Origin of the sequence: Parasphingomonas zepuensis, assembly GCF_036663735.1 — a bacterium.
Classification (GTDB): Bacteria; Pseudomonadota; Alphaproteobacteria; order Sphingomonadales; family Sphingomonadaceae; genus Sphingomonas.
This window is the reverse complement of the sequence record NZ_JAXOJO010000002.1, coordinates 216471-242183: the sequence shown is the minus strand read 5'-3', so window position 1 is coordinate 242183 and position 25713 is coordinate 216471. Positions and strand designations below refer to the sequence as shown.

At 63.8% G+C, this 25713-nt stretch carries 15 protein-coding genes; 1 reads left to right on the top strand and 14 read right to left on the bottom strand.

Annotation, left to right across the window (positions count from 1 at the left end; translation table 11 throughout):
* Positions 1 to 67: 67 nt before the first annotated feature.
* From U1769_RS07595 to U1769_RS07545, 11 genes are all read right to left on the bottom strand, one after another.
* Positions 68 to 916, bottom strand: coding sequence for a MipA/OmpV family protein (locus U1769_RS07595; RefSeq protein ID WP_332714345.1), 849 nt, complete (start codon positions 914 to 916; stop codon positions 68 to 70).
* Between the two features lie 464 nt (positions 917 to 1380).
* Positions 1381 to 1896: a nuclear transport factor 2 family protein gene (locus U1769_RS07590; RefSeq protein ID WP_332714343.1), complete on the bottom strand. Its 516-nt coding sequence runs from the start codon at positions 1894 to 1896 to the stop codon at positions 1381 to 1383.
* Between the two features lie 39 nt (positions 1897 to 1935).
* Complete coding sequence (locus U1769_RS07585) at positions 1936 to 2889, bottom strand: amidohydrolase family protein (protein WP_332714341.1); 954 nt, start codon at positions 2887 to 2889, stop codon at positions 1936 to 1938.
* A gap of 44 nt (positions 2890 to 2933) precedes the next feature.
* Complete coding sequence (locus tag U1769_RS07580; RefSeq protein WP_332714339.1) at positions 2934 to 3893, bottom strand: DUF6282 family protein; 960 nt, start codon at positions 3891 to 3893, stop codon at positions 2934 to 2936.
* 141 nt (positions 3894 to 4034) lie between these two features.
* The gene (locus U1769_RS07575) at positions 4035 to 7214 is read right to left on the bottom strand and encodes a TonB-dependent receptor (protein WP_332714337.1); all 3180 of its coding nucleotides are present in this window, start codon (positions 7212 to 7214) and stop codon (positions 4035 to 4037) included.
* Positions 7215 to 7293: 79 nt separating this feature from the next.
* Positions 7294 to 8376: a FecR family protein gene (locus U1769_RS07570; protein ID WP_332714335.1), complete on the bottom strand. Its 1083-nt coding sequence runs from the start codon at positions 8374 to 8376 to the stop codon at positions 7294 to 7296.
* Positions 8373 to 8909: an RNA polymerase sigma factor gene (locus U1769_RS07565; protein WP_332714333.1), complete on the bottom strand. Its 537-nt coding sequence runs from the start codon at positions 8907 to 8909 to the stop codon at positions 8373 to 8375. Before U1769_RS07565 ends, U1769_RS07570 begins: the two co-directional genes overlap by 4 nt.
* 160 nt (positions 8910 to 9069) lie before the next feature.
* Positions 9070 to 9780: a hypothetical protein gene (locus U1769_RS07560; RefSeq protein ID WP_332714331.1), complete on the bottom strand. Its 711-nt coding sequence runs from the start codon at positions 9778 to 9780 to the stop codon at positions 9070 to 9072.
* Positions 9781 to 9812: 32 nt separating this feature from the next.
* On the bottom strand, positions 9813 to 10535 hold the full coding sequence (locus U1769_RS07555) for a hypothetical protein (RefSeq protein WP_332714329.1): 723 nt from the start codon (positions 10533 to 10535) through the stop codon (positions 9813 to 9815).
* 75 nt (positions 10536 to 10610) lie between these two features.
* Complete coding sequence (locus U1769_RS07550) at positions 10611 to 11315, bottom strand: hypothetical protein (RefSeq protein WP_332714327.1); 705 nt, start codon at positions 11313 to 11315, stop codon at positions 10611 to 10613.
* A gap of 117 nt (positions 11316 to 11432) precedes the next feature.
* Positions 11433 to 21602, bottom strand: coding sequence for a hypothetical protein (locus U1769_RS07545; RefSeq protein ID WP_332714325.1), 10170 nt, complete (start codon positions 21600 to 21602; stop codon positions 11433 to 11435).
* Positions 21603 to 22098: 496 nt separating this feature from the next.
* Between U1769_RS07545 and U1769_RS07540 the strand changes: the two genes are divergently transcribed.
* A complete protein-coding gene (locus U1769_RS07540) occupies positions 22099 to 22290 on the top strand; it encodes a hypothetical protein (RefSeq protein WP_332714323.1) in 192 nt (63 codons plus the stop codon).
* A gap of 11 nt (positions 22291 to 22301) precedes the next feature.
* Here the strand turns inward: U1769_RS07540 and U1769_RS07535 are convergent, their stop codons facing one another.
* From U1769_RS07535 to U1769_RS07525, 3 genes are read right to left on the bottom strand one after another with little or no spacing between them, the layout of a single operon-like run.
* Positions 22302 to 23240, bottom strand: coding sequence for an N-acetylglucosamine kinase (locus U1769_RS07535; RefSeq protein ID WP_332714321.1), 939 nt, complete (start codon positions 23238 to 23240; stop codon positions 22302 to 22304).
* A complete protein-coding gene (locus tag U1769_RS07530) occupies positions 23237 to 24379 on the bottom strand; it encodes an SIS domain-containing protein (protein ID WP_332714319.1) in 1143 nt (380 codons plus the stop codon). The genes U1769_RS07535 and U1769_RS07530 overlap by 4 nt, the downstream gene beginning before the upstream one ends.
* Positions 24372 to 25655 (bottom strand): D-tagatose-bisphosphate aldolase, class II, non-catalytic subunit, encoded by a 1284-nt coding sequence (locus U1769_RS07525; RefSeq protein ID WP_332714317.1) that lies wholly within the window; start codon positions 25653 to 25655, stop codon positions 24372 to 24374. Before U1769_RS07525 ends, U1769_RS07530 begins: the two co-directional genes overlap by 8 nt.
* Positions 25656 to 25713 lie beyond the last annotated feature (58 nt).

Genomic DNA, 25713 nt, shown 5'->3' with positions numbered 1-25713 from the left:
CGGCGCCCTTTGCGACCCGACGACTGCACCCGCCCGGATAACGCGAAATCCCATATGCCCCGGCCGGTCAGAAGCTGTAGGTCAGGAAACCCATGCCAAAAGGGGCGGTCTTCTTCGTTACGATCGGGCTGTTCTTGACGTCGCCCAGCAGCGTCGTGACACCGCCCATCGCACCCAAACCGATATGGTCCGTCAGCCGATATTGCAGCCCAAGCTCTGCCTTCGCATCAAGCAAACCCGAACCTGAGCGAAACTGCCGAAGACCCGATTCCTGCGACTGACGCGCATCCACCCCGTAGAAGCGGTCATTGTGTTTCGCGTTTGCCCATCTCGTCCCGATCGAGGGATTGAGGAACAGCCGCTCGTTCACCATGATGGGGCGCGACAGGCTGAAATCGGCAATCATGCCTTTTGTGCCGCCTGCGAATATCTGGGTAAGGCCGGCCGTGGCCTCGAGGCCGAACTGCCGAACACTGACGAAGCCGCGTGCGCCTGCTCCCATACTTATCTTGTTGAACCGGTTCGGCACATCCTTGCGCCTATAGTTGTCAGTTGCCATGACGATACCGACACCAGCCGTGAAAATTTCGTTGTCCACCGGCGCGACGCCTATTCCGTTCTGGAAATTGGCGAAGAAGTGCCCGAGCTTGATGTCGATGACAGGCAGCGGCTGAAGCCGATATTTGTTGGAGCCCATATAGGTGGGCTGATACATTCCGCCGACGCCGATCGAGATGTGATCGCCACCGGGGTCACCGTCCGGTCCGCCGGATTCTCCAGGATGTTCGGACGCTTGCCCAGGAGCGGTGAGCGGCTTTTCGATTTCCGTTAACGTCTGGGCTGCGGCGGAATTGGTCCAGAAGAGGACGCCTGCCGAAACGATAACATGATTACAGAAGCCAAGAATTTGACGCATGTCGATTCCCAATATTGTGGTTTCGCGAAATTCCGCCGTTGGCGGCTTGCCGCGGACAAGCTGTGGGCCACCCCGTTTATTTCGCTCGGGTCGGACCAAGCTCAGGATTTGCAAGCGAGAGCCCGGCCTGCCGCAGGCCGAATAATCAGCGCGCGACGAGGCCGGCACCTCAAGTAAGAGGCCAAGTCACGGTGCACCCGGGTCGTCGCCGCAAAACCGAGCGGTGTGAGGCAATGTGCATGTCGATGTCTCCATTTGCCCCCTGAGACACCGACGGAATTGCAGCCCCTCACCGGAAAATGCGAAAAAGTTTTCGGCTCCGCAGACACCGACATTTTTTCTAGCGTCGCGCTGGCTCGCCCGGCCACGTCCGCGTCATGCGCACGTAGCCCCGGTCGCCCGCCACGCGATCACGCTGCCTACATCACGGCGCCCGGCAGTTCAGTCGAGCACCATCGCGCCCCCTATTTACGCGGCACCGGCAGCGCCTCCGCGGCAAAGCCGAAGACCGGCGTCGCCTTGCGATAGGAAAAGCGCCATTTGCCATCCTCGCCGCGCTCGAACTTTTCCGCATAGTCGGCAATGCCGGCCGGGGCGGACGCAGGAAAGGGCGGCGTGCCCTCTGCCATGTAATAAGTCAGCGTATAGACACCGTGCGCATGGGTATCGTCGTCGAAGACGATATAGCGGTTGGTGGAGACGTGCCGTGTGGTCCGCGTGATCGAGCGCTTCGCGTAATAGGCGCTGATGGCCGCGCGGCCCCGCTTCTGCCCCGATATGGTTTCGAACACGCCGTCTGAAGTGAACAGATCGGCGAGCGATGCCGTGCCGCCATGATCCAGGCGGTAGAGATATGTCGCGATCAGATCCTCGATCGCGACGCGGTCGAGGAGATGCGCCTGCCCTGCCCTCGCCACGGCGCCGTACGGAACCGTGAACGACAATAGGCAAAGCATCGGCGCAAGCACGGCTTTTCGCATGTGATCCCTCCCGTCATATCCCTGCGGCGGTCACTACGGTCAGGCGCGGCCCCGGCCGCCAGGCACGAACAATTTCTGCGCCGTGTCATGGAAGATCGCGCGTTGCTGGGCGCGCGTCAGGCCATCCGCGGAATCGAGCGCCATCTGTACGAGATGCGCATAATCACCCTCGGTATTGCCGATGTCGGAACCCCAGACGAAATGCTCGGCGCCGTAGATGCCGACGGCAAATTTCAGGAATTCCCGAGGCGAGACACCGCCGGCCTGCAGCTGTTCGATCAACAGGCTGGTATATTTGTAATAGACGTTGCCATGCGCCGCGAGCGCCAGGTGCGCGGGGCTGAAACCAAAATTCGGGCCGGGCGCCGGGGTGGGAAAGCCGATATGGTCGAGGACGATGGTCACATTGGAGTAGCGGGTCGCGAGCGCGCCGATGCGGCTCATCGCTTCGGGCAGGTGCGATCGGTACGGCATCAGCACGACGATCAGGCTGAGTGAATCGGCGGCTTCCCACGCACCGCGGGCGGCATCTGTCAGGAAAGGGAAATTGCCCGCGTCGTCGGGCGGACCGGCGAAGCGGACCCCACAGATGCGGTTGTCCTTAACCATGCGGCCGAGCGCGGCAGGGGTCGCCGGATCGGTCGGACCAAGGATCACCACGGGCCTGATGCGGTCGGGGTGAGCGGCTGCGACGTCCAGCAGGTAGCGATTATCGGTCGCATAGGTCGTGTTGTACTGCACCCCGCAGCCCAGCTCGACGCCGGCCTGCCGCCACATCTCCAACATCGCTTCGACCGTCATCGGATGCGCTCTGGCCCTGGCCAGTGCTGCCGGCGCGACGTCAGCCCTCAGGGGGTAATGCTCGAAATCGTTCGAATAGAAATGGGCATGGGTATCATAGAGCTTCATTCGCGGGCGGGCGCCGAATGCCGGGCTGGACAGGGCGGCGGTCGCGCCGGCCGCCAGCGAGGCGAGGAATGTACGGCGACGCATGGTGGCGCTCTCCTGGAGGGACTTTTCCGAAATCGGCGAGGACGTCATCGGCCAGCCGCCACGCCCAGCAGGCGCGCGGGGTTGTCGACCATCATCGTGCGCAATTGCGCGACCGTCAGTCCCTCGCGCCGCAGCTGTCCGGCCATCAACGCCAGCATGTCGGGCGGATAGGGGCGGTTCACCTGCCCGCTGTCGCTGCTCAGGATGACATGGTCAGGGCCCAGCGCGCGGATCGCGTCGGCATATTGGCGGCTCGTGAAATTGGCGTGCTCGCCGATCACGAAGCTGCCGACGAACTCGATATAAGCGCCCAGCCGGACGGCTTCCTGCATCTGCGCCAGGGTCATGTTGATCGGCGCGCCCACCGCATGAGTCACCACGATGCCGACGATCCCCTGCTTCCGCGCCTCCGCCACGACCAGCAGCGCCTCCGCCGCCGAGACATGGCCGGTCGATAGCGCAAGCGCCGCACCGCTGTCGCGGACCCTGGCGGCGGCGACTGCCGCGATCACTGCCTTCGCCTCAGGCAGCAAGGCGCCATCGCGCGAGACCGCGACGGATTTCCGCGTCGGGTTGCGGGACTGGCGGACATTATTCTCGCTGTCCCAGGTCGGCATGCTGACGATGCGCGCCAGCCCGCCCTTCACTTCGGCGAAGTGATACACCGCATCCGGGTTGAGACCGCCGACCGTCAGGTTCATGCACAGCATCCCGAAGACCTGAATGCCGGGGTTGGCCGTGGCGGTCACATAGGCCAGCTGAGCCGTCTGATCGTAATGCTGCTTGATCACGAAGCCGCGCATGCGCAGCTTCCGCGCCTGCTTCGCCATGTCCATGACGTCCAGCGCACGAGCCGCCTGGGCGCTGTGCGCGCCGAAGCTGTCCGGATCGAGATGCGCGTGGATATCTATCGCGTCCTTCAGCAAGGCGCGATCGGCGGCCCCCGGCGTCGGAAATTCCTGTTTCGACAGGACCACCTGGGCGGTCGCCGTCGTTATTCCCATCAAAAGCGCGGCAGCCGCCAGGCACAATGGCCATGGCCTCAATCCAATCATCACCTAACCCCCAAAAATGCAGTGCGCACGATCGCCCGGAGATGGAAAAAGGTGCCGGCAGTCGGGCGGCCGCCGGCACCAGCCCCCCGGCTACCAGTCAGCCCGCAACCCGATTTTGTAGCTGCGGCCGACGGGATCGAAATAGACCGGATTGCCCGACAGGCGCAGGTTCGACGGCGGATCCTTGTCGAACAGATTGTTGATGCCCCCGAACAGCTCGATCTTGTGGTCGTCCTTGCCGAGCAGCTTCACCCGTCCGTTCAGGTTCACGTAAAGGCGTGAATCGACCCGATTGTCGTTGATGCTGTTGGGCAGATACGGGCTGTATCGCGCCTGATCCGGGCCGATCCAATCGCGGTTGAGAATACCGGCCGGGATGAACTGATACTGCGTTGTGATAGCCCAGTTCGGGCGCTGATAGCCGATCACCGCATCGGCACGCCATTTGGGCACCCCAAACAACGCGGTCGCCGATCCGGCATTGCCGGTGACGTCGGAGAATTCCTTGACCGATCCGTCGGGAATGGTGGTCGACAGCGTGTCGACATAATTGCCGTTGAGCGTGAAATTGACGGTCCCGGCGAACAGATCGAACGAATAGTTGGAGACGAGTTCGAACCCGCGTGCGTGCAACGTATTCACATTCTGATAGGTGGCGAACAGCCGGAGGATGCGATCCGGATTGCCGTTCGCGTCGGTGCCGATCGTGCACACTTCCGGGTTGGTGCCCGCGCGGCACAGGGTCACCGCGAGCGGCGCGCTGATCACGTCGATCGCGTCGGATACCTTGATGTCGTAATAGTCGATCGACAGCCGGAACCTGGGCAGCCAGGCCGGCTTGAACACGGCGCCGATCGTCAGCGTGTTGGCCGTTTCGAGCTTCAGGTTGGGATTGCCGCCGGAAGTGGACGGCATGAGATACTGCACGCCGTATTTCACATCCGACTGCGACAGCAGCAGGGTGCGCGTGTTCGGATTCAGCTCGAGCGGTGACGGCGCGCGGATATCGTGCGAGCGTGTCACGCGCAGCATATATTCGTCGTTCAGTTCATAGGCAGCGCCGACTTTCCATGTCGTGGCGCTGCCCGACAGGCTGTAATGAGTCTGCCGGACCGCGGCATCCACCTCCAGCGACTTGCCGAAAGCCGAATCCTTCAGCAGCGGCACGTTGACCTCGGCATAGCCTTCGGTGACCTTCTGCGTCGTGCGCGGCAGGATGCTTGCGCTAACCGAGGTGAATGCCTCCGAAACGCTCAGCGCGTCGGCGGCACCCTCCGACCGGTTGGTGCGATATTCGATGCCAGCCGCGGCCGAGATGTCGCCGGCCCAGCCGCTGAACAAGGTGCCGCGCAGATTTGCGCCGACATGATGCTGCGTGAATTTGCGCGTCTGGAACGCAGTGGCGAGCACCCAGGCGGCACCGCCTGGGGTGATCTTCCCCGCGCCCATGATGTTGATGGGAACGCAGCCATTGGTCGGATTAGTCAGCGTCGAGCGGCAGACGATCGTTCCAGCTGGAATGCCGGCGATACCGGCCGGGGCAAACACGGCGTCCAGCGCCTGTTGCCAGCGCGCGGTAATGCGCTGTCCCTTGGAGGTGAGCGTGCCCTCGGTCTGCCCGTAATCGTAGAAGGCGTCCCAGTGCCAGCCGCTCCCGAACCGCCCCTCAAGCCCGAAGAAGCCGCGCCAGGTGTTGTTGCGCGACACATAGTCCGATCCGCCCAGTTCGGTGTTGGAGCGGTTGATCGGCAGGAAACTGGTCTTGGCGGCGTCCATCGCCGCGGCGGTGGCAGGCGTCAGATAGGCATTGTCGCGCAGGATGCGGATCGCGCCGGCCTGGTCGGCCCTGATCGAGCCGCTCGCGGGCCCGCCGATCACGCGGGCGTAGGAAAGCTCGGCCGATGCGGTAAGCGAGTCCGATAGTTCGAAACTACCGTGCGCCAGCGCCGAATAATGCGATGTCGGCACCACCAGTGGCGTGTTGTTGAAGCCATAGACATCCTGCACGCTGGGATCGCCCCCGACCATCAGACTGCTCGGCTTCGCCTTGTTGAACAGTTCGCCGAAGCGGAACGGGATCAGATTGCCATCATTGTCGAACTGCGATCCCTGGAGCGGATGGACGATGGAGATGAGGCCGGCCGGATTGAGCGCATAGAGCACATTGTCGGTCGCGACCGTGGCCGGAAGCCCGTTGCTCAGCGCCGGATTGGTGGAGAAGAACGGGTTGGGAATGAAGTTGTGGTACTGCCTGCTCCAGTCGCGTGCGTTGAAATCGCCGACGCCGCCTTCATCGGAATATTCCCCACCGACGACGATATGGCCGCGCCCATCGGCAAAACCGGTTCCAGCCATCAACGCCGCATAGACCTTGCGGGCATCCCCCTGCTCGCTGATGCCATAGCTCGTCTCGGCTTTCAGGCCAGTCATGCGCGTGTCGAGGATCAGGTTGACCACCCCGGACACCGCATCCGCACCATAGGCCGCCGAGGCCCCGCCGGTCACGATTTCGGACCGTCTGATCATGATCGACGGCAGCGAGTTGAGATCGAAGCTCCCGTCGTCACCGCTGGGCACGGTGCGCCGGCCGTCGATGAGGGTCAGCGTGCGGCTCGCCCCCAGGCCGCGCAGGTCGAGGCTGCGGCCCGCGATGTTCGCGCTTGCCCGGAACGAGTTGGTCGCCGGGGTCGTCAGCGGACGGAAGGCGGGGATCTGGTTCAGCGCCTCGCCGACGTTGGTGATGTTGAGATCCTGGACGCGCTCCTGCCCCACCACGTTGACCGGGGTCGGTGAATTGAAGGTGGTTCGGCCGAGGCGCGATCCGGTGACCGTGATCTCCTTTTCGGCATCGGACGGATCAGTCTCGCCCGGCATAGCGGGAGCTGTAGCGGGTGGGTTTTGCGGCTGGGACGCGGCGTTCTGATCACCGCGCGGCGCGTTTCCCGACGTCGCCTCCACCACGATCGAGCCATTGGGATCGAACCTGAACCGAAGACCTGAATTGTCCAGCAGCCGGCTCAGCGCCTGCTCGACGGTCAGCTGGCCGCGCAGACGCGGCGCGCGTTTGCCGCGGGTCAGATTGGACGAGAAATAGATTTCGCGATTGGTCTGCCGCGCGACATTGGTCAGTGCGGTGCCGAGATCCTTGCTCTGGATATCGAACACGGCGCGCTGAATCCGTTGCGCATTAGCTGGTACCGGTACCAACGCCAAGGCGAGACACTGCGTCAGCCAGATATATTTCCCCCGCTGGTTTACCCGGCTGTCCATGCGTCACTCCCCCAATGTCCGAGATTAATCTCTCTTGCCCACAGGGACGAGTGACAGTCGCATCACCACAAAAAAGGTGTCATTTTGGCGTTATCGGCTGCGCCCGTAATATCGGTGCACCATCGGGCGCATGAGTCACCTCGACCGGCAGGACTTCGGCGACAGCCTGCGAAAAATGTTCTGGATCGTTCGACTTGAACACGCCGCTGATCCGGTAATTGCCGACGGCGCTATCCGCGATCGCGATCGGACGCTGCGTATAGCGGTTGATCTCCGCCACGGCGTCGGACAGCCGCGTATCGTTGAACATGAGCACACCGCCCTTCCAGCTCACCACCTGCGCAACATCGACGTTCCGGACGAGCAGGGGCGAGGCGAGATCGGCGGTCAGCGCCTCCCCGGCCGTCAGCGTCATTTCCTTGACCGGCAATGCCAGATCGCGTGCCGCCGCCGCGGCGGGGCGCACTTTCACCGATCCCTCGACCATCGCCACCTGGACTTCGGCGCCTTCCAGGCGGACGTTGAAGATCGTTCCCACAGCGGTGATCCGCTGGCTGCCCGCATAGACCTTGAACGGAATACGCTTGCCGTGCGCGACCTGGAACAGCGCCTGCCCTTTCAGCAGGTAAATGCCGCGTTCGGTCGGCCCATAAGCGACCCGGATCTGGCTGTCGGTATCCAGCGTGGCAACTGATCCGTCCGGCAGTTCGATCGCCGAGCGCTGGCCGATGCTCGTGCGATAGATGCTCCTTGCGGGATCGCTCGTTTCCTCCGCGACCCTGGTCGCCTTGCCGATCCTCGGGCTTTCCGCAGGGCTGGTGATCGGGGTCGCGGTCGATAGCACAACCACCGCGATGGAGGCGGCCGCCAGCCCCAGCGCCGCACTCCAGCCCCAATAGCTATCCCGTTTGCCGCCCGCGGTGAGCGCCGCGCCGCGCAGCGCCATGATATCGGGTTCGCCGGCATGCCGGGCCACCGCGTCCAGCGCCCAGATCGCATCCTCATAGGCCGGGCCGTGGCTGGGATCTTCGCCCAGCCAGGCAACGAAGCGCCGCTCTTCAGCCTCGCTCAGCGCCGCCGCCTCCTGGCGCAGCGCCCAGACGGCAGCTGCTTCGCTGACCGCTTTGGGCCGGCCCGGTCGACGCAACGGACTATCGCTCATGACAACCGCCTCCTGCGCTCGGCAAGGCACGCTGTCGCCAGCGCGATCTGCTGCTCGACCAGACTTTTCGAGATGCCCAGCCGCTGCGCGATTTCCGCGCGGGGCAGATTCTCCAGCCTGGCGAGGATGAAGATGTTGCGCATGCGCTCGGGCATCTCGTTCAGCGCCGCGACGATCCGGACGAGTTCCTGCCGCCCCTCCAGCAACCGCTCGGGGCTGAAATCGCTGGTCAGTTGCACCGCCTCGTAAAAGTCGGTCGCCGGGAGGCCTTTGCGGACCTTGTGATGGCGCGCGAAATCGATCGCGACGTTGGCGGCGATCGCGAACAGATACCCTTCGACGCTGGCTACGCCATCAAGCGCATGGTGCTTCGACAAGCGGACGAAAACATCCTGGGTGAGATCCTGCGCATCGCTCGGCAGGAAACCGCGCCGAGCGAAGTAGCGCAGCAGTGCGGCATGATAGCGACGCGAGAGCTGATCGATGCGCGCGTCATCGCGCCGATCGTCAGCAGAGGCCCGCCCATCGCCCATATGGATCGTCCGCAGCCTTTCTTTGGTTCACCAGTAAGACGAGCGAGGCCCCGGATACCGCAAATTTATTGCGGCGGCGGATCGTTTGCCGGTTTCGTCGTCTCCGGCAGGTGGGCTGGAGCGTCACCTGTCGCAAGTCATGGCTCACCCCGCGCCGGAACTAAAGGGCGCGCAACACAATCTTGAGCGACGCTGCGTTGAGAGACGACAGATTTGCCACGAACACCACGCCGCTGCCCCAGTTTAACGGGAAGGTATAGCTGTTGCTTGTCGTCGTCGCATAATAGCCTTCGGGTGCAGGAACGCCGGTACCCGGGCCGCTGTTGCTCGAATAGTTCACCGCGATCACATAGCCGTTATTGCCATCGACATCGACCGGCCCGCCAATGAGCCCGAGAATGCCGGTGGTCGAGCTGGTCGACTGGATCAGCAACTGCATGGATTGAGGTTGAGCGAGGCCTTGCGCCGTCTGGCCATAGGCGAGCTGCTGGCCACTCGCGCCGACCGGGAGCGGCAATGGTCTGGTCCCCGGGATGCCTGGCCCGATCGCCTGGATTTGGATCGGCGTGTTGCTGTTCGGGCTGATATTGGTCACGCTGAGATTATTGCTCTTCCAGTTGTTCATCCACACCGATGGCTGATTGGTGAGCGCCGGAACATTCCTGAAAGTCGGTGTGCCGCCACCCGAGGTTATGGCGATGGAGCCGGCATTGTTCTGCGTGCTGAGGTTCCAATAGGCGAAGATCATCGTGCCATTGGGCGTCTGGGGCATCACGGCGTTCTGATTTTCGACCAGAACCTGGGGGGCGCCGTCCCACGTCGCATCGACGGTGCCCTGATCGATCACGAGATAGGATATCGGCTGCGCCATCAGCGACAGCCCCGCAACGGCGAGCGCTGCATTCACAAGGGACTGAGGGTCACCTGGGCCGAAGACGAGGTGGCCGGGGACATGTTGACGACATAGATTTTACTCGAGCCCCAGTTGAACTGAAACGGATAGATATTGCTGCTTGTGGTCGCATAATATCCGGCCGGCGGGGGCAGGCCCGTCCCGGGCCCGGTATTGGACGCAGCGTTCACGGCAATGACATAGCCATTGTTGCCGGTGGTATCGGGCGGACCGCCGATAATGGCGAAAATGCACAATTTCGGGCTCGTTCCGCTCAGGGCAAGCCGCATAAATTGCGGCGACGCGGTCGCCATCGCGCTCTGCCCGGTCGCGAGCCCGAGCGGCGTTCCGTCGGTCTTCAGCGTCATCGGCGACTGGCCGGGAATGCCCGGGCCATAAAGGCACACCCAGATCGGCGTGTTATTGTTCACGCTGATATTGGTCACGTTGAGATTATTGGCGCTCCAATTGTTCATCAGCACGCTCGGCTGCGCGGCCAGTGCCGGCGCATCCAGAATGCATGGCGCGCTGCTGCCCGATGTGACTGACAGCTGTCCGGCAGTATTTTGTGGCGCCTGATTCACCCAGCCAAGGATCGTGGTGCCGTTCGGGGTTTGCGGCATCGCAAGTGACTGGTTCACGGCGATCGTCGTGCCGATGCCGTTCCAGCTCGCATTGACCACATTCTGGCCGATGATCTGAAAAGGCACTCGCTGCTTGCGTAGATGGTGCATGTCTCTCCCCGTCGATGCCCGATTGGCCGGCCGCGCGGGCGCGTGCTTGCGCCCGCGCGGCCGGCTTGATCGAGCCTAGAGTGCGCGCAGCAGGATGCTGACCGTCTGTGCCGTGCTCGGCGACAGATTGGACACGAACACCAGCGAGCTGCCCCAGTTGAACTGGTAGGCATAGGTGTTGGACGTGGTCGTCGCATAATAGCCGGCAGGCGCTGGCAAGCCGGTGCCGGGGCCGGTATTGGAGGTTGCGTTTACGGCGACGACGTAGCCGTTATTGCCGCTCGGATCCGGCGGGCCGCCGATGAACCCGATGATGCCGAGCGTCGGCCCGGTCACCTGGATTACTAGCTGCATATATTGCGGCGAGGCATTGCCCTGCGCCGACTGGCCCAATGCCAGCAGCAAAGGGGTTCCGATGACGAGCGGCAGCGGCGTGATGCCGGGAATGCCGGGGCCGACCGCCTGAACCAGAATCGGCGTGGTGTTGTTCAGGCTGATATTGGTGGCGCTGAGGTTGTTGGCCTTCCAGTTGTTGATGTTGATCGTCGGCTGGCTGGTCAGCGCCGGGACATCAAGGATCGTCGGTGCGCCGCCGCCCGAGGTCAGCGAGATCTGGCCCTGATTGTTTTGCAGCGCCTGGTTGGTCGCGGCGAAAATCGTGGTTCCATTGGGAGTCTGTGGGATCACCGTATTCTGGCTGGTCAGCAGCACCTGCGGGCTGCCGTTCCAGGCAGCGGCGACCGTGTTCTGGTCGATAAGGGTATATAGGTTTTCCGTCATTTCTAACCTCCTGCTTTATGCTTCGTCGAAATCTGCTGTGCCCGGCGCGACGTTCGGTCGCCCGGCTATCGGCCGCGTCCTCGCGGCCCGGCTAACTCTCCCTCTCGTGATGGCGGCTCACGGCGTGACGTCCGCTGTCTTCAGCTGCAGTGCGCGCAGCCGAAGGACGGGCGTGTTGACGCCGCTCAGCTCAGCGAAGAGCGTGAGGTCGAACACGAGCTGAGCGCCGGCCTGTTCCGCGGCGCCAAAGGCGATTGCGTTGGCGGTCGCCCAGGTGGTGATCGCCTCCGCGAACAGCGCCGAGAATTCGCCCAGCTGCGCCGGGTCGCTCCCGTTGATCAGGAAGGATCTCGCCAACACGATCGGGACCAGCGGCATCACCGGATTGGCCGACGTCACCCCACCCACGCTCGCCACCGGATATTGGAAGCTGCAAGCCATCTTCATGCGCCGCGGCGTGCTGTCATCGAGCCCCGCGGCGAGGCGCGCGCCGGCCAGGGCGGCCCCCGACACATCATTCGCCAGCAGGCCGTTCATGATCCTGTAGACATATTGGCACAGGCTCGCCGTGCCCGTCCCGCTGGTCGCGGTGCAGGCGCTGCAGACGCCGCCATCCGGCAGGGTCGCGACATTGATCGGTGTCGCATTGTCGACGAACGGCGTGATCGGCTGGGTCGCGCTGACGACTGGCGTCATGTAGACGAATTCGGCCTTGGCGAACCACTCGTTGCCGCCAGGATCGCTCATCTCGATCAGGTTGCGCTCAATCTGGACTGCCGCCAGCGCGTTTTCGGCGGCGAGGACATTGAGGTCGTCGATCTCGATCTGGTGCACGATCCAGTTGTCGGCCAATGGCGGCTGCGGGGTGTAGGTGACGGCAACCGATTGCGGCAGACGTTGCTGCGTCTGATCGGGATAGGCCGCCAGGCTGGATGGATCGAGCGCCTCGATCGAAACCGTCACGCCGGCAAAGCTCGATTCAGCCTCTGCCCAGCCCAGCGTGGCGACCCGGCTGGCCCCGCTTTGCGCCACATCGGATACCGAATAGTGATCGGTGATCCGCACCAGCGGTCCCCCCACGGCGAGCGCGCTGGGAGTGGGCGTCCAGGTCGAGTTGTTGACGACGGACTCCACCAGTTCCGCGAAGCTCTCGATCGCAGCGACCCAGTTGGCGCCCGTCGGCGTCGTCAGGATCGGTTGCAGCACCGCATAGGCCGCCCAGAAGCGCGCGAGCGACTGGAACAGCGTATATTGGACCGGCGTGCCGGCAAGCCTCGTCGGGGCGGGCGCTCCACCGCCGTTCGCGACACTGAGATCGCTGTTGTAGGTGACGGCCGTGAGGATCTGGTCGTGCGCAGTGAGCTGGACCTGATAGGCATATTGGAGATGCCACGCCGCGGCCTCGACGAGCGGGTTGCTGTTGGGCGCCTGAAGCGTTCCCCCGCCCTGGATCGCCGTCTGCCTGATCAGCGTCGGCGGCGTCGGATAGGCGCGCAGCACCAGCGGAATGACCGTCTCCTCGCCGGCCGGCCCGATATGCGGCGCTGCTGCGGTATCGACCAGCTGCAGCCAGATCGACGGCCGCGCCTCGTCGGCCGGCGTCGCGCTGGCCGGCTCGAGGAAATGCTGGATGTGCGTGATGTTGAAGGCCAGATCCAGGCTGACGCTGGCGACATCGCGCACATCGTTGAGGCCGAACAGGAAGGTCAGGACGCTCGAGCCGTTCGAATTGATCGGCACGTGCGGCGCGCTGATCGTGAAGCCCTTTTGCAGCACATCACCGGAGGCCGGGCGAACCGCGCCGAACAATTCGTACATGCCGTCGATCCCGGCCGGCAGCGGCTTCGTCCACGACACGCCGTACTGGATGATCGTATCGGTCGTATAAGCGGTCGCCAGCGCCGCGCGCATCTGCTGGCCGAACGCGTCCTGCGCCATGGTCAGTTGCGTAGCGGGACCGGTAAAGGGTGCATTGGCATCGAACAGCCAGTCGATCTCATTGCTCGAATAGAGATCGGCAAGCTGGCTCCGCCCGTTGGCAATCGTCGTATAGGCATCGCGTGCCTGCTCGAAGGCGGCCGCAGCGAGTGCGGGGGTGAGCATCAGATCGACTGCTTCGAAGAAGCTGCTGTTGAAGACGTCGAGATCGACGTCAGTGAACAGCTGGCTCGACGGCAAGGTACCGGGCAGCCCGGCCGGCAGAGTCGGCAGCGGCACCACGGCGCTGTTGATCGTGTTGTCGAGCGGCGTCGGCGAGGCGTAATAAGGGCCCGATTTGGCGCCGACACCGATCGAGACGTCGAGCAGCAATTGCTGGACGGCCCAGAGTGATTGCGGGACTGCCTGCCCCGAACCGTTGCTGTCGGCCTGCACACCCATGGTGCGCAGCTGGCGGGCGTTGCGTTGCGCCTTTGACGTGCTCGCGGTTTCACTTGCGCCGCCGAGCCCGACGGACAGGGCGAAGGCCGGGAAAGCCTTGACGAAATTGGCAGCAAAGTCAGTGATGGGGACTGACGTGCCGTCGGGCAGCGAGCTGCCGACGGTCGACCCGATCGTGGTATTGGCGCGCTGTGCCGACGGGAAGGTGACGTTGCCGAACTGATCCTTGAGCAACGGCGAAATCAGCGCAGGATCGCGCTCGACGACCAGCAGAACGACCATTTCGAAGATCGGCGGGATCGTCCCCACGCCCGTCGCGGCAACCGTAAGCACGACCGGATCGGCCGGGAAGGCACTGGTCGGATTTTCGAGCCAGGCGACCATCTTGCCGACCATCGCGACGACGGCAGCCGACTGTGCCCCGCTCAGTTGCACCTCGACCAGGCCGCCGCCGGCCTGGAGCGCCAGGTTGGTTTCGATCGTAAAGCTGATTCCCGGGCCGGTGATCTGGTCCTGGATCGTCGTCCAGCTTTGCAGGGACGACGCGATCTGGTCGGGCGTGAAGCCGTCGAACGCTGCCTTGCTCGGCGTCAGATAGACCGTGAAACTGTTGCGCTGCGGCCCGCTCGCGGTATCGAAATCATAGACCGAGACGATGCCTTGCCACTGATCGACCGGCACGATCGGATCGAAATAATAATTGGTACCGGCAAAGGGCAGCGAGCCCGGCATCTGGTTGCCGAAGGCGTCATTCTGGAAGAAGGCCATGCTGACCGGGTCGGCGATGCTCGTATAGCGGTTTGGAATCTCCGGCATCGGCTGGTTGGCCGTTGCCAGGCCGTAAAGCGGCACATAGACCCGGTAGGATCGTGTATCGTCGGACAGGCCCGTAAGCCCGTCGGCCGCGCTGCTGGCTGAATCGGGTTGCTGGGGCTGGATCGGCGCCGACACATTGCTAGCGATGAAGCCTGTCGTCGCCGCGACCTGATAGGTGACGAGGCTGTAGAGCGCGTTGAGTTGCGCAGGTCCGCTGCCGGCATCGGCAAGAACGGCGTGCAGTTCGGCCTCATCCTCGAGGCCCCCCGCGACCAGCGCGCCGATCAGCTCCGACCGCTGATAGAGCCGCCCACGCTCCACGCCCGCCGTCTTGAGCAGCTTCGTCGAGGGCGCGACCTTCATCGAGGAATCGTCGCGCGTCATGACGACGCCCATGCAGCCGGCGGCGACCGTGCTGTATTGGGTGGTGAGCGCCGGATCGGTGGTCTCGGCATAGTAGATCAACGCCGGATCGGCATTGTCGATCGTGATCGCGTTGTAGAAGGGCCGGACGCTGGCAGGCGATGCCGACGTGTTGAGCGTCGTGTCCGACAGATAGGTGATCAGGATAGTCAGCGGCGCCGGGCCCGAGGTGAACAGGGTCGTCGGCAGGCTGTTGTTGCTGCTGTCGAGATAGCGCAGATAATAGCCGGGCGCGTTGGTCACCACCGCCTGCTGGACGATCTCGAGGAACGGCTGATACTCGTCGATTTGCGCGCCGACCGGAGTGCTCGGGGTCGGCACCGCCGCCAGCGCCAGCGCCGAGAAGGTCGGCGGCGCAGAAACCGTGGTGCTGTTGGTCCGGAGGACGAAGACGTCGGCCGGCGTGACGGTCTGCGAGGTGAGCCCGCTCGATCCCGCCGCCGTCTGGTAGAGGATCTGGATCGAGGCGATCAGGTCTCCGCCCGAAAGCGCCTCCAATATCTGTTCGAGCAGTTGTTCGTCCTGCTCGCTCGCGCCGTTGAGCGCGAACACGTCCTTCAGCGGCTGGCCAAGAGCGTCCGGCACCTGCGACACCCGCAGGGTGATCTGCGTCGCCCAGTCGAAGCTGCCGGACTCCAGCGGCGTGCCGCCGGGCAGATAGGGCGCCCCGCCCTCGCGCGATTCGACCAGCATGTTGATCGGCGCACCCTGCGCGGCCTGCAGCGTCTGCAGGCTCGACGGGAAGGGTCGCAGGCTGGTCGTCGTGCCGGTCGGCTGAGTCCAGACGATCGCATTGCTGAACGCAAAGGATTGCGGCCCGATATCGGTGAAGGGAAGCTGAGCCGGCAACGAGGGTGCGACGATCGCCGAGGGCAAGATCCCCTGGAACAGCTTGAGCCAGTCGCTGGTCAGATCCCAGCTCGCCGTCACCGTCAGCCAGGCCTGGCTCTGGTCGGGGTCGCTGAGCGTGATCGAATATTTGCCGCTGCTGCCCAGATCACCCACCGGGAATTCCTGCCACAGCAGGGCGTAAAGCGGATTGGTCGTGGGGAGCGCAGTGCCGCCGGGCACGGTCAGCCCTGCGGTAAAGGGCAGTCGCACGCCGCCGCGGAACGAGCTCGACATCTGCCCGGAGAGCGAGGCGAACTGGCCGGCCTTGACGGCGTCGAGGATCAGCGTGTCGATCGTCGCGTTCGCCAGCTGGCCATTCTGCATCGTCTGCAGCAGCTGGTTCACGCCGCCGCGGATCAGGCCGTTCATATATTCGGTGAAGATTTCCTGGACGAGCGGTGTCGTCGCGGCTTCAGGAGCCGGCGCGGGGATCGGGGCGGCGCCATTGCTCTGGTTGACGAACAGCTGATTGAAATAGGCGTCGAGGGCCTGGATGTACGTCGCCGAGACGATGTTCTTGGAAGCGAATACATAATTGAGCTCGGCCGCCGACCCGCCTGCCATGCGCCCGGTCGTCGCGATGTTGAGGAACGGGAACATCGGGAAGGTCGCCGCGCTGACGACCGTGCCGTCCGGTTCGTGGGGGACAACGAGGGTCGCCGTGCTGAATACCGCCAGAGCATCGAGCAACGCCTGATAATCGATGCCGGCGAGCAGATGCTCCGGGTCCTGGTCAAGATCCGAAAGCGCGGTCTGCTCGACATTATAGTTCCAGCCGCTTTCGCCGAGCGCCCGGCCCACGGCCCAAGTGACCAATTGCGTGGTCACCTTCTCGAACGGCATGAAGCTCGCGTAAGTGGTGCTGCTCGGCGGGGCCGGATCATATTGCAGCGCCAGCGACGAGACGACCCAGGGCACGCCGGCTGTGCTCGAATCAGCGAACACGGCAGTGCCTTCGGGCGTGAACCAGATCGGCAGCGCGGTCGTGAAGCCGGGGATCAGCGGCAAGATGGTGACGGTATCGTCCGCCGCCAGCGCCAGCATGCGGGCGTGGCGGAAGCTGCTACGGGACTCGAGCCGCGCGGCATTCTGGCTCGGCCCGGCCAGCTGCCAGTCGAACCGGAACGACGCGTTGAAGCTGAAGCTGATCGTGATCGAGAAGAGGAACAGGTTGATCTCGACCGATACGCTGACGCTGACGCTTGCCTGGACATAGAGCAGGATCGATCCGTCATTGCCCGCCAGCGGCTCATATTTCAGGACGATGCCGATGCTCGCCTGAAGCCGGACATTGACGCTCGCCTTGATGATGACGAAGTCGATCGAGCCGTAGATTTCACCGATGATGCCAAACTGGCCGTTCAGCGCGAGCGCATCGGGCTTCTTGAACAGTTCGTCGGAACTGGCGATGTGATAGCCGGCCGCCCCCTGGATGATACCGAAGAAGGTGACGCTGACCCCGGCCTTGAGCGGGCCGGCGACGAAATTCTTGCCGACGCCGAGACGGGCGGCGAAACCGAAGGCTAGAATGCTCGCATAATCGCCAACGAACACGTCGGTCGTCGCCGAGCTGAGGCTTGCGATATAGAATCCGCCCGCTCCGGTGACGGGCACCGGCCCGGCCTGCGCCTCGACCCGGAAGGATTTGCTCCAGTCGTCGCCATTGGGGAAGCCGACGTCGAGCTTCCAGTTGCCGTTGGTGTAGACGCTGACCCCGATCGACGGGAGCGTCAGTGACGCCGCGCCGACTTGATAGGTGCGCAGGCTGTCCGGCAGGCTGAACTCGGCATAGAACAGGCCGATGCTGTCGCTGATCTTCGTATAGGTGATCTCGAAGTTGAACAGATTCTGGACGTTGAGCGTCAGGCTGTAGAACGGCGTCGTGTCGTAGAACACGAACCCGACTTCGATGATCTTCAGCAGCTTGAAATTGGTCAGCGCCAGCCATTGGCCGTCGGGATGATAGACCTTGTCATATTCGTTGTTTTCGATCGCATCCCAGAAATCGGTGGTCATGAACGTCATGAATTCGGCGAAGGTCGTCGGCGTGTCCTCGGGACCCGGACCGACCCGCTGGCCAAGGCCGAGATAGACCAGCTCGAACGCTCCACCCTCGCCTTCATCGGCCAGGGCGAGCGAGGAGGCGACGCCACCACCATTTTCGATCGTCACGCCAGGCGCGTATGGCGATGCGACCCGCAGCGGCGGCGATGGCGGTGGGGGCGGTGGCGGCGCGGTGTTGTTGTACGCCGCGATCCAGCCGATGTGCGCCGAATCCCCGATCGGCGCGAACAGCGCGACATCGATCTGGGCTTCGCCAGGCGGCAAGCGCACGCCCAGCACGGTCAGCGAGCTATTGTGGAGCGCGACGACCAGGAATGCCGGGCCGCCATCGGCGGGCTTTTCATAGCGCAGGATGAACTGCTCGATCAGCAGATCGAGCACGCCCTGGATCTTGATCTGCAGCTTGCCATTGGCCTGCGGTATCTGAACCCCGAAGGCGATGCCCCCGGCCTCGGCGCCATTATCGACTGCCCAGCCGATCAGGAAGCCGAACTTGAAAGCTTCGAGCGAACCGACCAGCGCGCCCAGTCCGCCAAGATCAAGCTCGAAGATCAGCCCGTAGTTGAATTTGTTGGTGAGGGTGAAGCCGGGATCCAGCGGCGCGTCCGACAGCGAGAAATAGCCCAGGCTCTCGACCGTCTGGTCGTCCGGATATTGATTGTAGAGGAAGGATGTCAGCTTGAACGGCAACAGCCTGAGCAAGCTCGTATCGCCCTCGCGCGGCTCGCTCGCGGCGAGATCGAGGCGCAGATTGCCAGGGTTGAAGGCGAGTTGCGTATTGGCCGTATAGGGCGAGCCCGTCGCCGGCACGGTCAGGTCGAAGCTGACCGAAATGCCGAGATCGTTGAACACCAGATCCTTGAACGCGAAGATATCCAGGACCTCGAACTGCTTGAAGACGAGGCTGCCCCAGATGCCGAACGACGCCTGGATATTGGAGGTGTCGCTGCCGACGGTGTCGGTTTCCTGCAGGAAGGAAAACTGCACCTTGTTGAGCGTGATCGTGTCGAGATACGGGTTGGTGCCGAAAGAATATTTGAAGGGCGCTTCCGAGACGAAGGAATAGACACCCTCGCCCGAGCTGCTGTCGTCACCGCTCGTCGAATGCGCCTGATAGGAACCGCTGATGACGATGATGTTGGCATCGTCCGCGGCAGCGGAACCGGAAGCGGGCGGCGCGGAATCCCCCGTAACGTCGGTGCCGAAAAGATTGTTGATCGTGAGATTGATCTTGCAGGAAAAGCTCTCGAGCGCTGAATTGGTGAACAGCGCGCGAAGATATTCGACCTCGAAATTATAGAAGGTATCGAGCTGGCTCGCGGCCAGCCGTGCCGCGGACGGCGACGCCGGCTTCTCGTAGTCGACCAGGCCGAACAGCGAGCTCTGCGACAGCATCGGCGTCGTGCCGGATGGATCGGTGTCGTTGATCGACACGCCGACATGATGGACCCGGAACGCGTCGATATTGCTGACCGGCTTGCCGTCGTCGCCGGGATAGGTCATCCCGCCGGTGACGGCCTTGATCGCGGTCGGCAGGTTGTTGAGCTGCATGTTGGCGTTGACCGCCAACAGCCCGCTCCAGGCCGGATCAGTCACCACCTGATAGAAATTATAATAGAGCGACGACGGGCCATCCTTGTCGACGGCGGCCTCCGCGTCCTCGATCAGCTGAGTGAGATAGGCCTGGGCCTGCTCGGCGGTGAAGCCGCTGCCGTTGAAGGTGTCGGCCTGCGACCAGAGGCTGGTATCGGCGACGAGATCCTTGATCGACTGGCCGGGATAGAATTTCATCATCACGATCGGCGGAATGCCGTCGGCGGAGGGCGTGCCGGTCGGGGAGAGGCTGAAGGGCCAGCCGGCGATGTTGATCTGCTGATCGGTGCCGGCAAAGCCGAACAGCGTGTTGCCCGGCGGATTGGGGTTGGTCAGCGTGCTGATGACCAGGAAGATCTGGTTTTGCTGGAGCGCCGCGCGGATCTGATCCTCCATCGCGGTGAACTGCAGGTAGATCGACGGATCTCCAGTGACGAGCGGCGGACTGATCGCGATCCGGGTCGTCTCCCACAGCTGGTCGGCGCCCGAGCCGCTCAGGCCGGCGAGCAGCCCCGGCGGGGTCATGGCATAGGTGAGATCGGCATCGGCGCTGGCCGCCAGCGACAGACCCTTTGCGCGACGGCTCGCCGAAACGGTTGCAGCGGCCTGGGTGAAGCTGTTCTTCCGCGTTGGATTGAGCGCCGTCGACTCGATCTGGAGATAGGGCGCAGATTCATCGGGGGTAGAGAAGAACAGGCCGGCAAAGGGAACGATCGGCACCAGCGGGCTGGATGTGGCGCCGCTGGCGGCCTGGGGCGCGGCATGGGCCGCGCTCCAGCTGGGGAGCGCCAGGAAATCGAGCAGATAGACGTCCAGCGCGGCATTCGCATCGGCCGCGCTGGCGCTGACCGATCCGGATTGCTGATAGAGCGGCGAATCCTGGGGCTGCGACACATAGCCGCCCGCGGCAGTCTTCAGCTGCGCCCAGGAGGTCGTGACGTTGCCGTCCATCGAATCGAGGAACTGCGGCGGAGCGCCCGGCGTCGTGGGCGGCGTGGTCTTCTGGAAGGCGGGGTTTCCGGGCACGAAAACGAGTGAATCGGCGGCCTCGGCTGCGACATTTATGCTAAGGAATTCAGTGCCTGCGGTGCCGCACAGCAGGGCGACGGGCGCTGACGATGACACACTGCCGTCGAGGCCCAGGCCGAAGGTGCCGGCGATCGTCAGATAATAGGTGCTGGTGTCGCTCGCCGCGTGCACGGGGCGGTTGGCGAAGACCAGGCGGCTGGCCTGCGACAGATCGGCGCCCGCGGTCGTGGTCAGCGCGATCGCCTTGCCGTTGGCGGTCGCGAAATAGCTGCCGACGAGGCTGTCGGTGTAGCGGAAATAGGAGCGGACCCCGTCGAGCGGCGAGAGCACGTCGAGCCAGGCGGAGAACTGCAACGGCGACGCCGCGCCACCCGGCGCCCGCACCACGGGGAAGCTGAAAGCGCCCAGCAGATCGTTCGCGCCGGGATCGAAATACATCATCCCGGCCTCGAATGCGGCGAGATCGGCGACTGCGAACGCGAAGGTCGCGTTGACGCTGCCGCCGTTCGGATCGCCGCCGCCGTTCATCGACAGTGCCAGCGCGGCCGACGTGGCGGGGAAGCTCTGCTGCGCACCGCTGGGCGGCTGCGCGGTCAGAAGCACGGGGTTGGAACTGTTCTGGTTCGGAAACAGGAACTGGCCGCCGGCATCGTCGAAGCTGATCACCGACGGCAGGAACGGACTGGACGGAACGGTCAGCGCGATGTTGGTGGCGAAAGCGAAGGTAAAGGGGCCGCTCGGCGAGGGACTGGCCGTGCCCTGATTGGTCACCTGAATCAGCGTTGCCGCGGTGAGCGTCAGCGACGAGCCGGTGCCCTGCTCCACGATCCAGGCGAATTGCGCCTGGGCGGTCTGGCCGAACAGAGTCCATACCTTGCCGGCGAACAGGCTCCAGTCGCGCTGGGCGGAAGGCAGGAAGAAGAAGAAATAGCCCTGCTGCGCCGGATCGGTCCAGGATGCCTGAGTCAGATCGAAGGTTGGATCGGTGCGCGCAGCATCCTGGAAAAGAAAGCCGATCCGCGCTTGCGCGACATCGCCAATATCTGCGGTCGGAAGATATAGCGCATTGTTATACCGGGTAAATCCGACCATCGATCTTCGCCATTCTATCTATTTAAGGTCGTGAAAAATGGGAAATGCTCAGGCAGAAATCCCACAAAATCTCGGATACGCACGACTTTACAATGGCAAAATTCAATTGAATTTGCGGTACTTAGAGTCTTCGAATAGTTATCTGCCTCAGATTTCCCGCTATCCTATTGATATATTTACTTTTCTAAATGGTTAACGCAGTATTGACGAGCGCACAGAAACGATCGCCATGAGTTCATGACGACCAACTTCTTTCGACTAACGCCGAAACGACTCGTTACTTTGAATTGATCACCGATGAACTTTTAGCAGGCACTAAGCGCCGATCAATAGCGTCGGACCGGAGAACAATCCGATCCTGTTGTAATTGATATCCGTCGCTCAGGAACGGACCTGTCGCCCCGCCGCCAGCCCGACGCTCCGTCGAGCGGAAGCCGGTGGAGATGCTTGACTGCGCAAGGCAGACGGGAGACGATTGCCCGAAGGAGATCATATCTTGCCCGACACCAACGCGACGCTTGCCGAACTCGACGAGAGAATCGCGATCATCGAGGATAATCTGCGCGACCTGGTCGAGCAGGCGGCCGCCTATTCCGGTGGCAATGACGAGGAGCGGGCTTCGGACCGGATCGCCGAGCAGCAGCAGGAACTCGACGCGCTGAAACTGCAACGCGACGCGCTTCGCTAAGCGCGGCGCGTTCAGCCCCGCTGAGCGCGTTTCCGGGCGTAAAGGGCGGCGCCGTATCCCGGTGAATAGAGCGGCTCAGAAGGCTCGAAGAGCCCCGAATCAGCAAGAATGCCGGCAAAGCTGTCGCGGACCAGCGGCTGGTTGAGCAGGACGCCGCCCGACCAGGAGACCGGCACCCGCTCGCCCGGCGCGAAGCCCAGCACCGTGCGCAGGCCGGTCGCCAGTGCCGCCAGCTCCCGCGCGGCCGACAGCAGGAGCGCGTGCGCCCCGCCGTCCCCATCCGCGGCCGCGCGCGACACGAGGTTCGCCAGCCCGGCGATCTCGCCGCGACTCATCGCATCCTGGCCCATGATGCGCCGGCACAGATCTAGATCGGTGCTCAGCGACAGCGCCTCGACGATATGGTCGTACAGCACGCCCCGGGGCGCGCGGCCATCGCTCATCCGCGAAAACAGGGCGAGCCCCTGGATCGCGATCCAATAGGCCGAGCCCTCGTCACCGAACACCTCGCCCCAGCCGCCGATGCGGGCCGAATTGCCCAAGCGCTCGCCGTATCCGATCGACCCAGTGCCGGCGACGATGTTGATGCCGTCCTTGCCGCCAAGCGATCCGGCCCAGCCGCACACCATGTCGTTGCCGCACAGGTAGCGATCGTGCCCCAGCAGCCGAGCGCATGCCGCATCAAGCTGCGGATCGACCGCGCTGTCCTCGCCATAAGCGGGCAGGCCGAAAAACACGAAGCCGAGCGCATCCCGCCCAATGCCGAGCTGGCCGCAGATATCGGCGATCCCCTGATCGAGGCGCGACACGACTTCGTCAGCCCCCACCTCGAGATGATAGGTCGTTCCCGTCACGGCGCTCGCGACCACCGCGCCAGCGCAATCGATGCAGACGAACGCCGTCTTGGTGCCGCCCCCGTCGACGCCCAGGAAAAACGCACCGTCGTTCATGCGCCTGCCGCGTAGATCCGCACGCCCTGCACCACCCGGTTCACGGTTCCGCTCGCATTGGGGCGATCCGGCGTGAGGCCGAGGGCGAGCGAGACATGCAGGCCGAACAACTGCGCCGGCACGATGAAGGGGAAGAGCAGATCGGCATCGGCCGCATCCGCCATGCCCTCGACCATGATCTCCGCGCTTTCGAGCGGCTGCGCCGAAATCACCGCCATCGCCCCGCAATGCCCGTCACTGCGCAATTCCTCGACAATGTCGAGATCGTAGCGCCGCGTGAGCGGATCGTTCGACACGAACACCACGACCAATGTCTCGGCATTGATGATCGTCTTCGGCCCATGCCGAAAGCCCATGGCGGTATCGAACGCCGTCACCACCGCGCCGTCGCTCAGTTCCATCAGCTTCAGCGCCGCCTCACGCGCCAGGCCCTTGAAGACCCCGCTGCCGAGATACACCACACGCTTGAACCCACGGGCAGCCAGATCGGCGACCACCGGTTCGGAGCGTGCGAGCACCTTGCTCACCGCCGCGGCGATGGCCGGCACGCGCGCATCGAGCGAGTCGATGCCGCCGAGGATCGACAGCGCCGCCAGCATCATCGCGCTGAAGCTGGAGGTCATGGCGAAGCCGCGATCGTGAGTCTGCTCCGGCAGCACCACGACATGGGTGTTCGTGTTGCTGCGCCGGCCCAGCGCACCATCGGCATTGCACGTCACGATCAGGTGATGCGCATCGGCAACGGCCGCATCGACCAGATCGACGGCGGCGACGCTTTCCGGGCTGCTGCCGGACCGCCCGAAGGAGACGAGCAGGGTCGGTGCGTCGCGCCGCAGGTACAGGGATGGGGAACTGACGATATCCGTCGTCGCGATCGCCTCTACCGGCCGGCCGAGCAGCCCGGACAGCCACGGCGCCAGGCATTCGCCGATGAACGCCGATGTGCCGGCGCCCGTGAGCACGATGCGCAGGTCGGGGCGGGCCAGCAGCAGTGCCACGAAGCGCTCGATCGCCGCCTTGTGATCGCGCAGCAGCGCCTGGGTGGCCTGCAGCGTATCGGGTTGCTGTTCAATCTCCAGGCGGGTCCAGGGCACGGTGGCGCGGCCCTCGGTCTCGGGGATGAGCACGGTCTCAGGCATTGGGGTGGGAAGCTCCATGATAGGCATCGAGGGTGGCGCCGATATGCGCCATGGCCAGATCGGCGGGATCGAGCGTGGCCTGCCCGGCACGCACCGCGGCATAAGCGAGCGGCAGATACTGGCTGACCAACGGCAGCGGCGGCGGCGTTTCGCGCAGATTGGCGAATAGCCGTTCCTGCGCGGCAGCGATCACGGCATCCGGCCAGTAATAGCGGATGCGATCCGACAGGCTGTATTCGAGCTGGAGGTCGAGAGCGTCGCCGGTTGCATGATAATATTTGCGCCAATGCTTCGGTTCGGCCTGCATGCGTGCCAGCGCAACCGCGCGTAGCCCCGCGCGATCCGGAGCTGAGATCGTCTCCGCCTCGATCGTATCGAGCGCCCACAGCGCCTCCCGCAGCGCGAAGGTGACGCCCGGCCCGACCTTCAGGATCGCGAAATGATCGCGGACCAGAGCAGCGAGCGCGGCCGGCGTCTGATAATCCGTCGAATGCGCCTCGAACACGAGATGGTCGACCGGCTCGATCGCGCGGCTGAGCGCGACCGCCCGTTCCGGACGGTAATCGACCACCTTGTCATGATCGAATTCGACGCCGGGTTGCACGACGGTGGCGATCACACGTTCCCACGCACTACCGAGGCCCTGGTCGCGAAACAGATTCCGGTGCATCGCGACGGTGGCGACCGCCGCCTCCGGCGTCGTCACCGCGAGTTCCTCCAGGTCTTCCGCCGCGCCGCCGGGCACCGGGACCTCAGTACCGATCACATATACCGGCGCGTCGGCGGCGGAGCCGGTAAAGGCATCCTCGGCCGCGCGGCACAGGCGGGCAGCACGTTCGGCGATCGTCCGTTCCGGGAGCGGGACCGGATCGTCGGCACAGCTCATCGAGCAATCGAGATGGATCTTGCGGAAACCGGCACGGACATAGTCCGCCACCATCACATCGGCCTTGTCCATCGCCTCGGCGGCCGGCGCCGCAGTCCAGGCATTGGGGCCGAGATGATCGCCGCCGAGCACCAGCCGGCCGAGCGGAAAGCCGACCCGGTCGGCGATGGCATGGACGAAGTCGCGGAAGTCGGCCGGGAGCATGCCGGTATAGCCGCCGTCCTGGTTCACCTGGTTGGAGGTGGCCTCGATCAGCGCGATTTCCTGCCCCGTCCGCAGCGCATGCCGCAGCGTCGCCTCGATCACGAGTGGATGCGCCGAACAGACGGACGTCACGCCGATCCGTTCACCGGCCTTGTGCCGCAGCACCATATCGAGAATCGCCTGCACATCGGCTCCTTTCGGAAAGATCCTAACCGATCAACATCGCAAACACAACAAAGCGAAA

Coding starts and splice junctions, on each gene's coding strand:
- U1769_RS07595 (WP_332714345.1), bottom strand. CDS start 916: ATGCGTCAAATTCTTGGCTTCTGTAATCATGTTATCGTTTCGGCAGGC.
- U1769_RS07590 (WP_332714343.1), bottom strand. CDS start 1,896: ATGCGAAAAGCCGTGCTTGCGCCGATGCTTTGCCTATTGTCGTTCACG.
- U1769_RS07585 (WP_332714341.1), bottom strand. CDS start 2,889: ATGCGTCGCCGTACATTCCTCGCCTCGCTGGCGGCCGGCGCGACCGCC.
- U1769_RS07580 (WP_332714339.1), bottom strand. CDS start 3,893: ATGGGAATAACGACGGCGACCGCCCAGGTGGTCCTGTCGAAACAGGAA.
- U1769_RS07575 (WP_332714337.1), bottom strand. CDS start 7,214: ATGGACAGCCGGGTAAACCAGCGGGGGAAATATATCTGGCTGACGCAG.
- U1769_RS07570 (WP_332714335.1), bottom strand. CDS start 8,376: ATGAGCGATAGTCCGTTGCGTCGACCGGGCCGGCCCAAAGCGGTCAGC.
- U1769_RS07565 (WP_332714333.1), bottom strand. CDS start 8,909: ATGGGCGATGGGCGGGCCTCTGCTGACGATCGGCGCGATGACGCGCGC.
- U1769_RS07560 (WP_332714331.1), bottom strand. CDS start 9,780: ATGGCGCAGCCGATATCCTATCTCGTGATCGATCAGGGCACCGTCGAT.
- U1769_RS07555 (WP_332714329.1), bottom strand. CDS start 10,535: ATGCACCATCTACGCAAGCAGCGAGTGCCTTTTCAGATCATCGGCCAG.
- U1769_RS07550 (WP_332714327.1), bottom strand. CDS start 11,315: ATGACGGAAAACCTATATACCCTTATCGACCAGAACACGGTCGCCGCT.
- U1769_RS07545 (WP_332714325.1), bottom strand. CDS start 21,602: ATGGTCGGATTTACCCGGTATAACAATGCGCTATATCTTCCGACCGCA.
- U1769_RS07535 (WP_332714321.1), bottom strand. CDS start 23,240: ATGAACGACGGTGCGTTTTTCCTGGGCGTCGACGGGGGCGGCACCAAG.
- U1769_RS07530 (WP_332714319.1), bottom strand. CDS start 24,379: ATGCCTGAGACCGTGCTCATCCCCGAGACCGAGGGCCGCGCCACCGTG.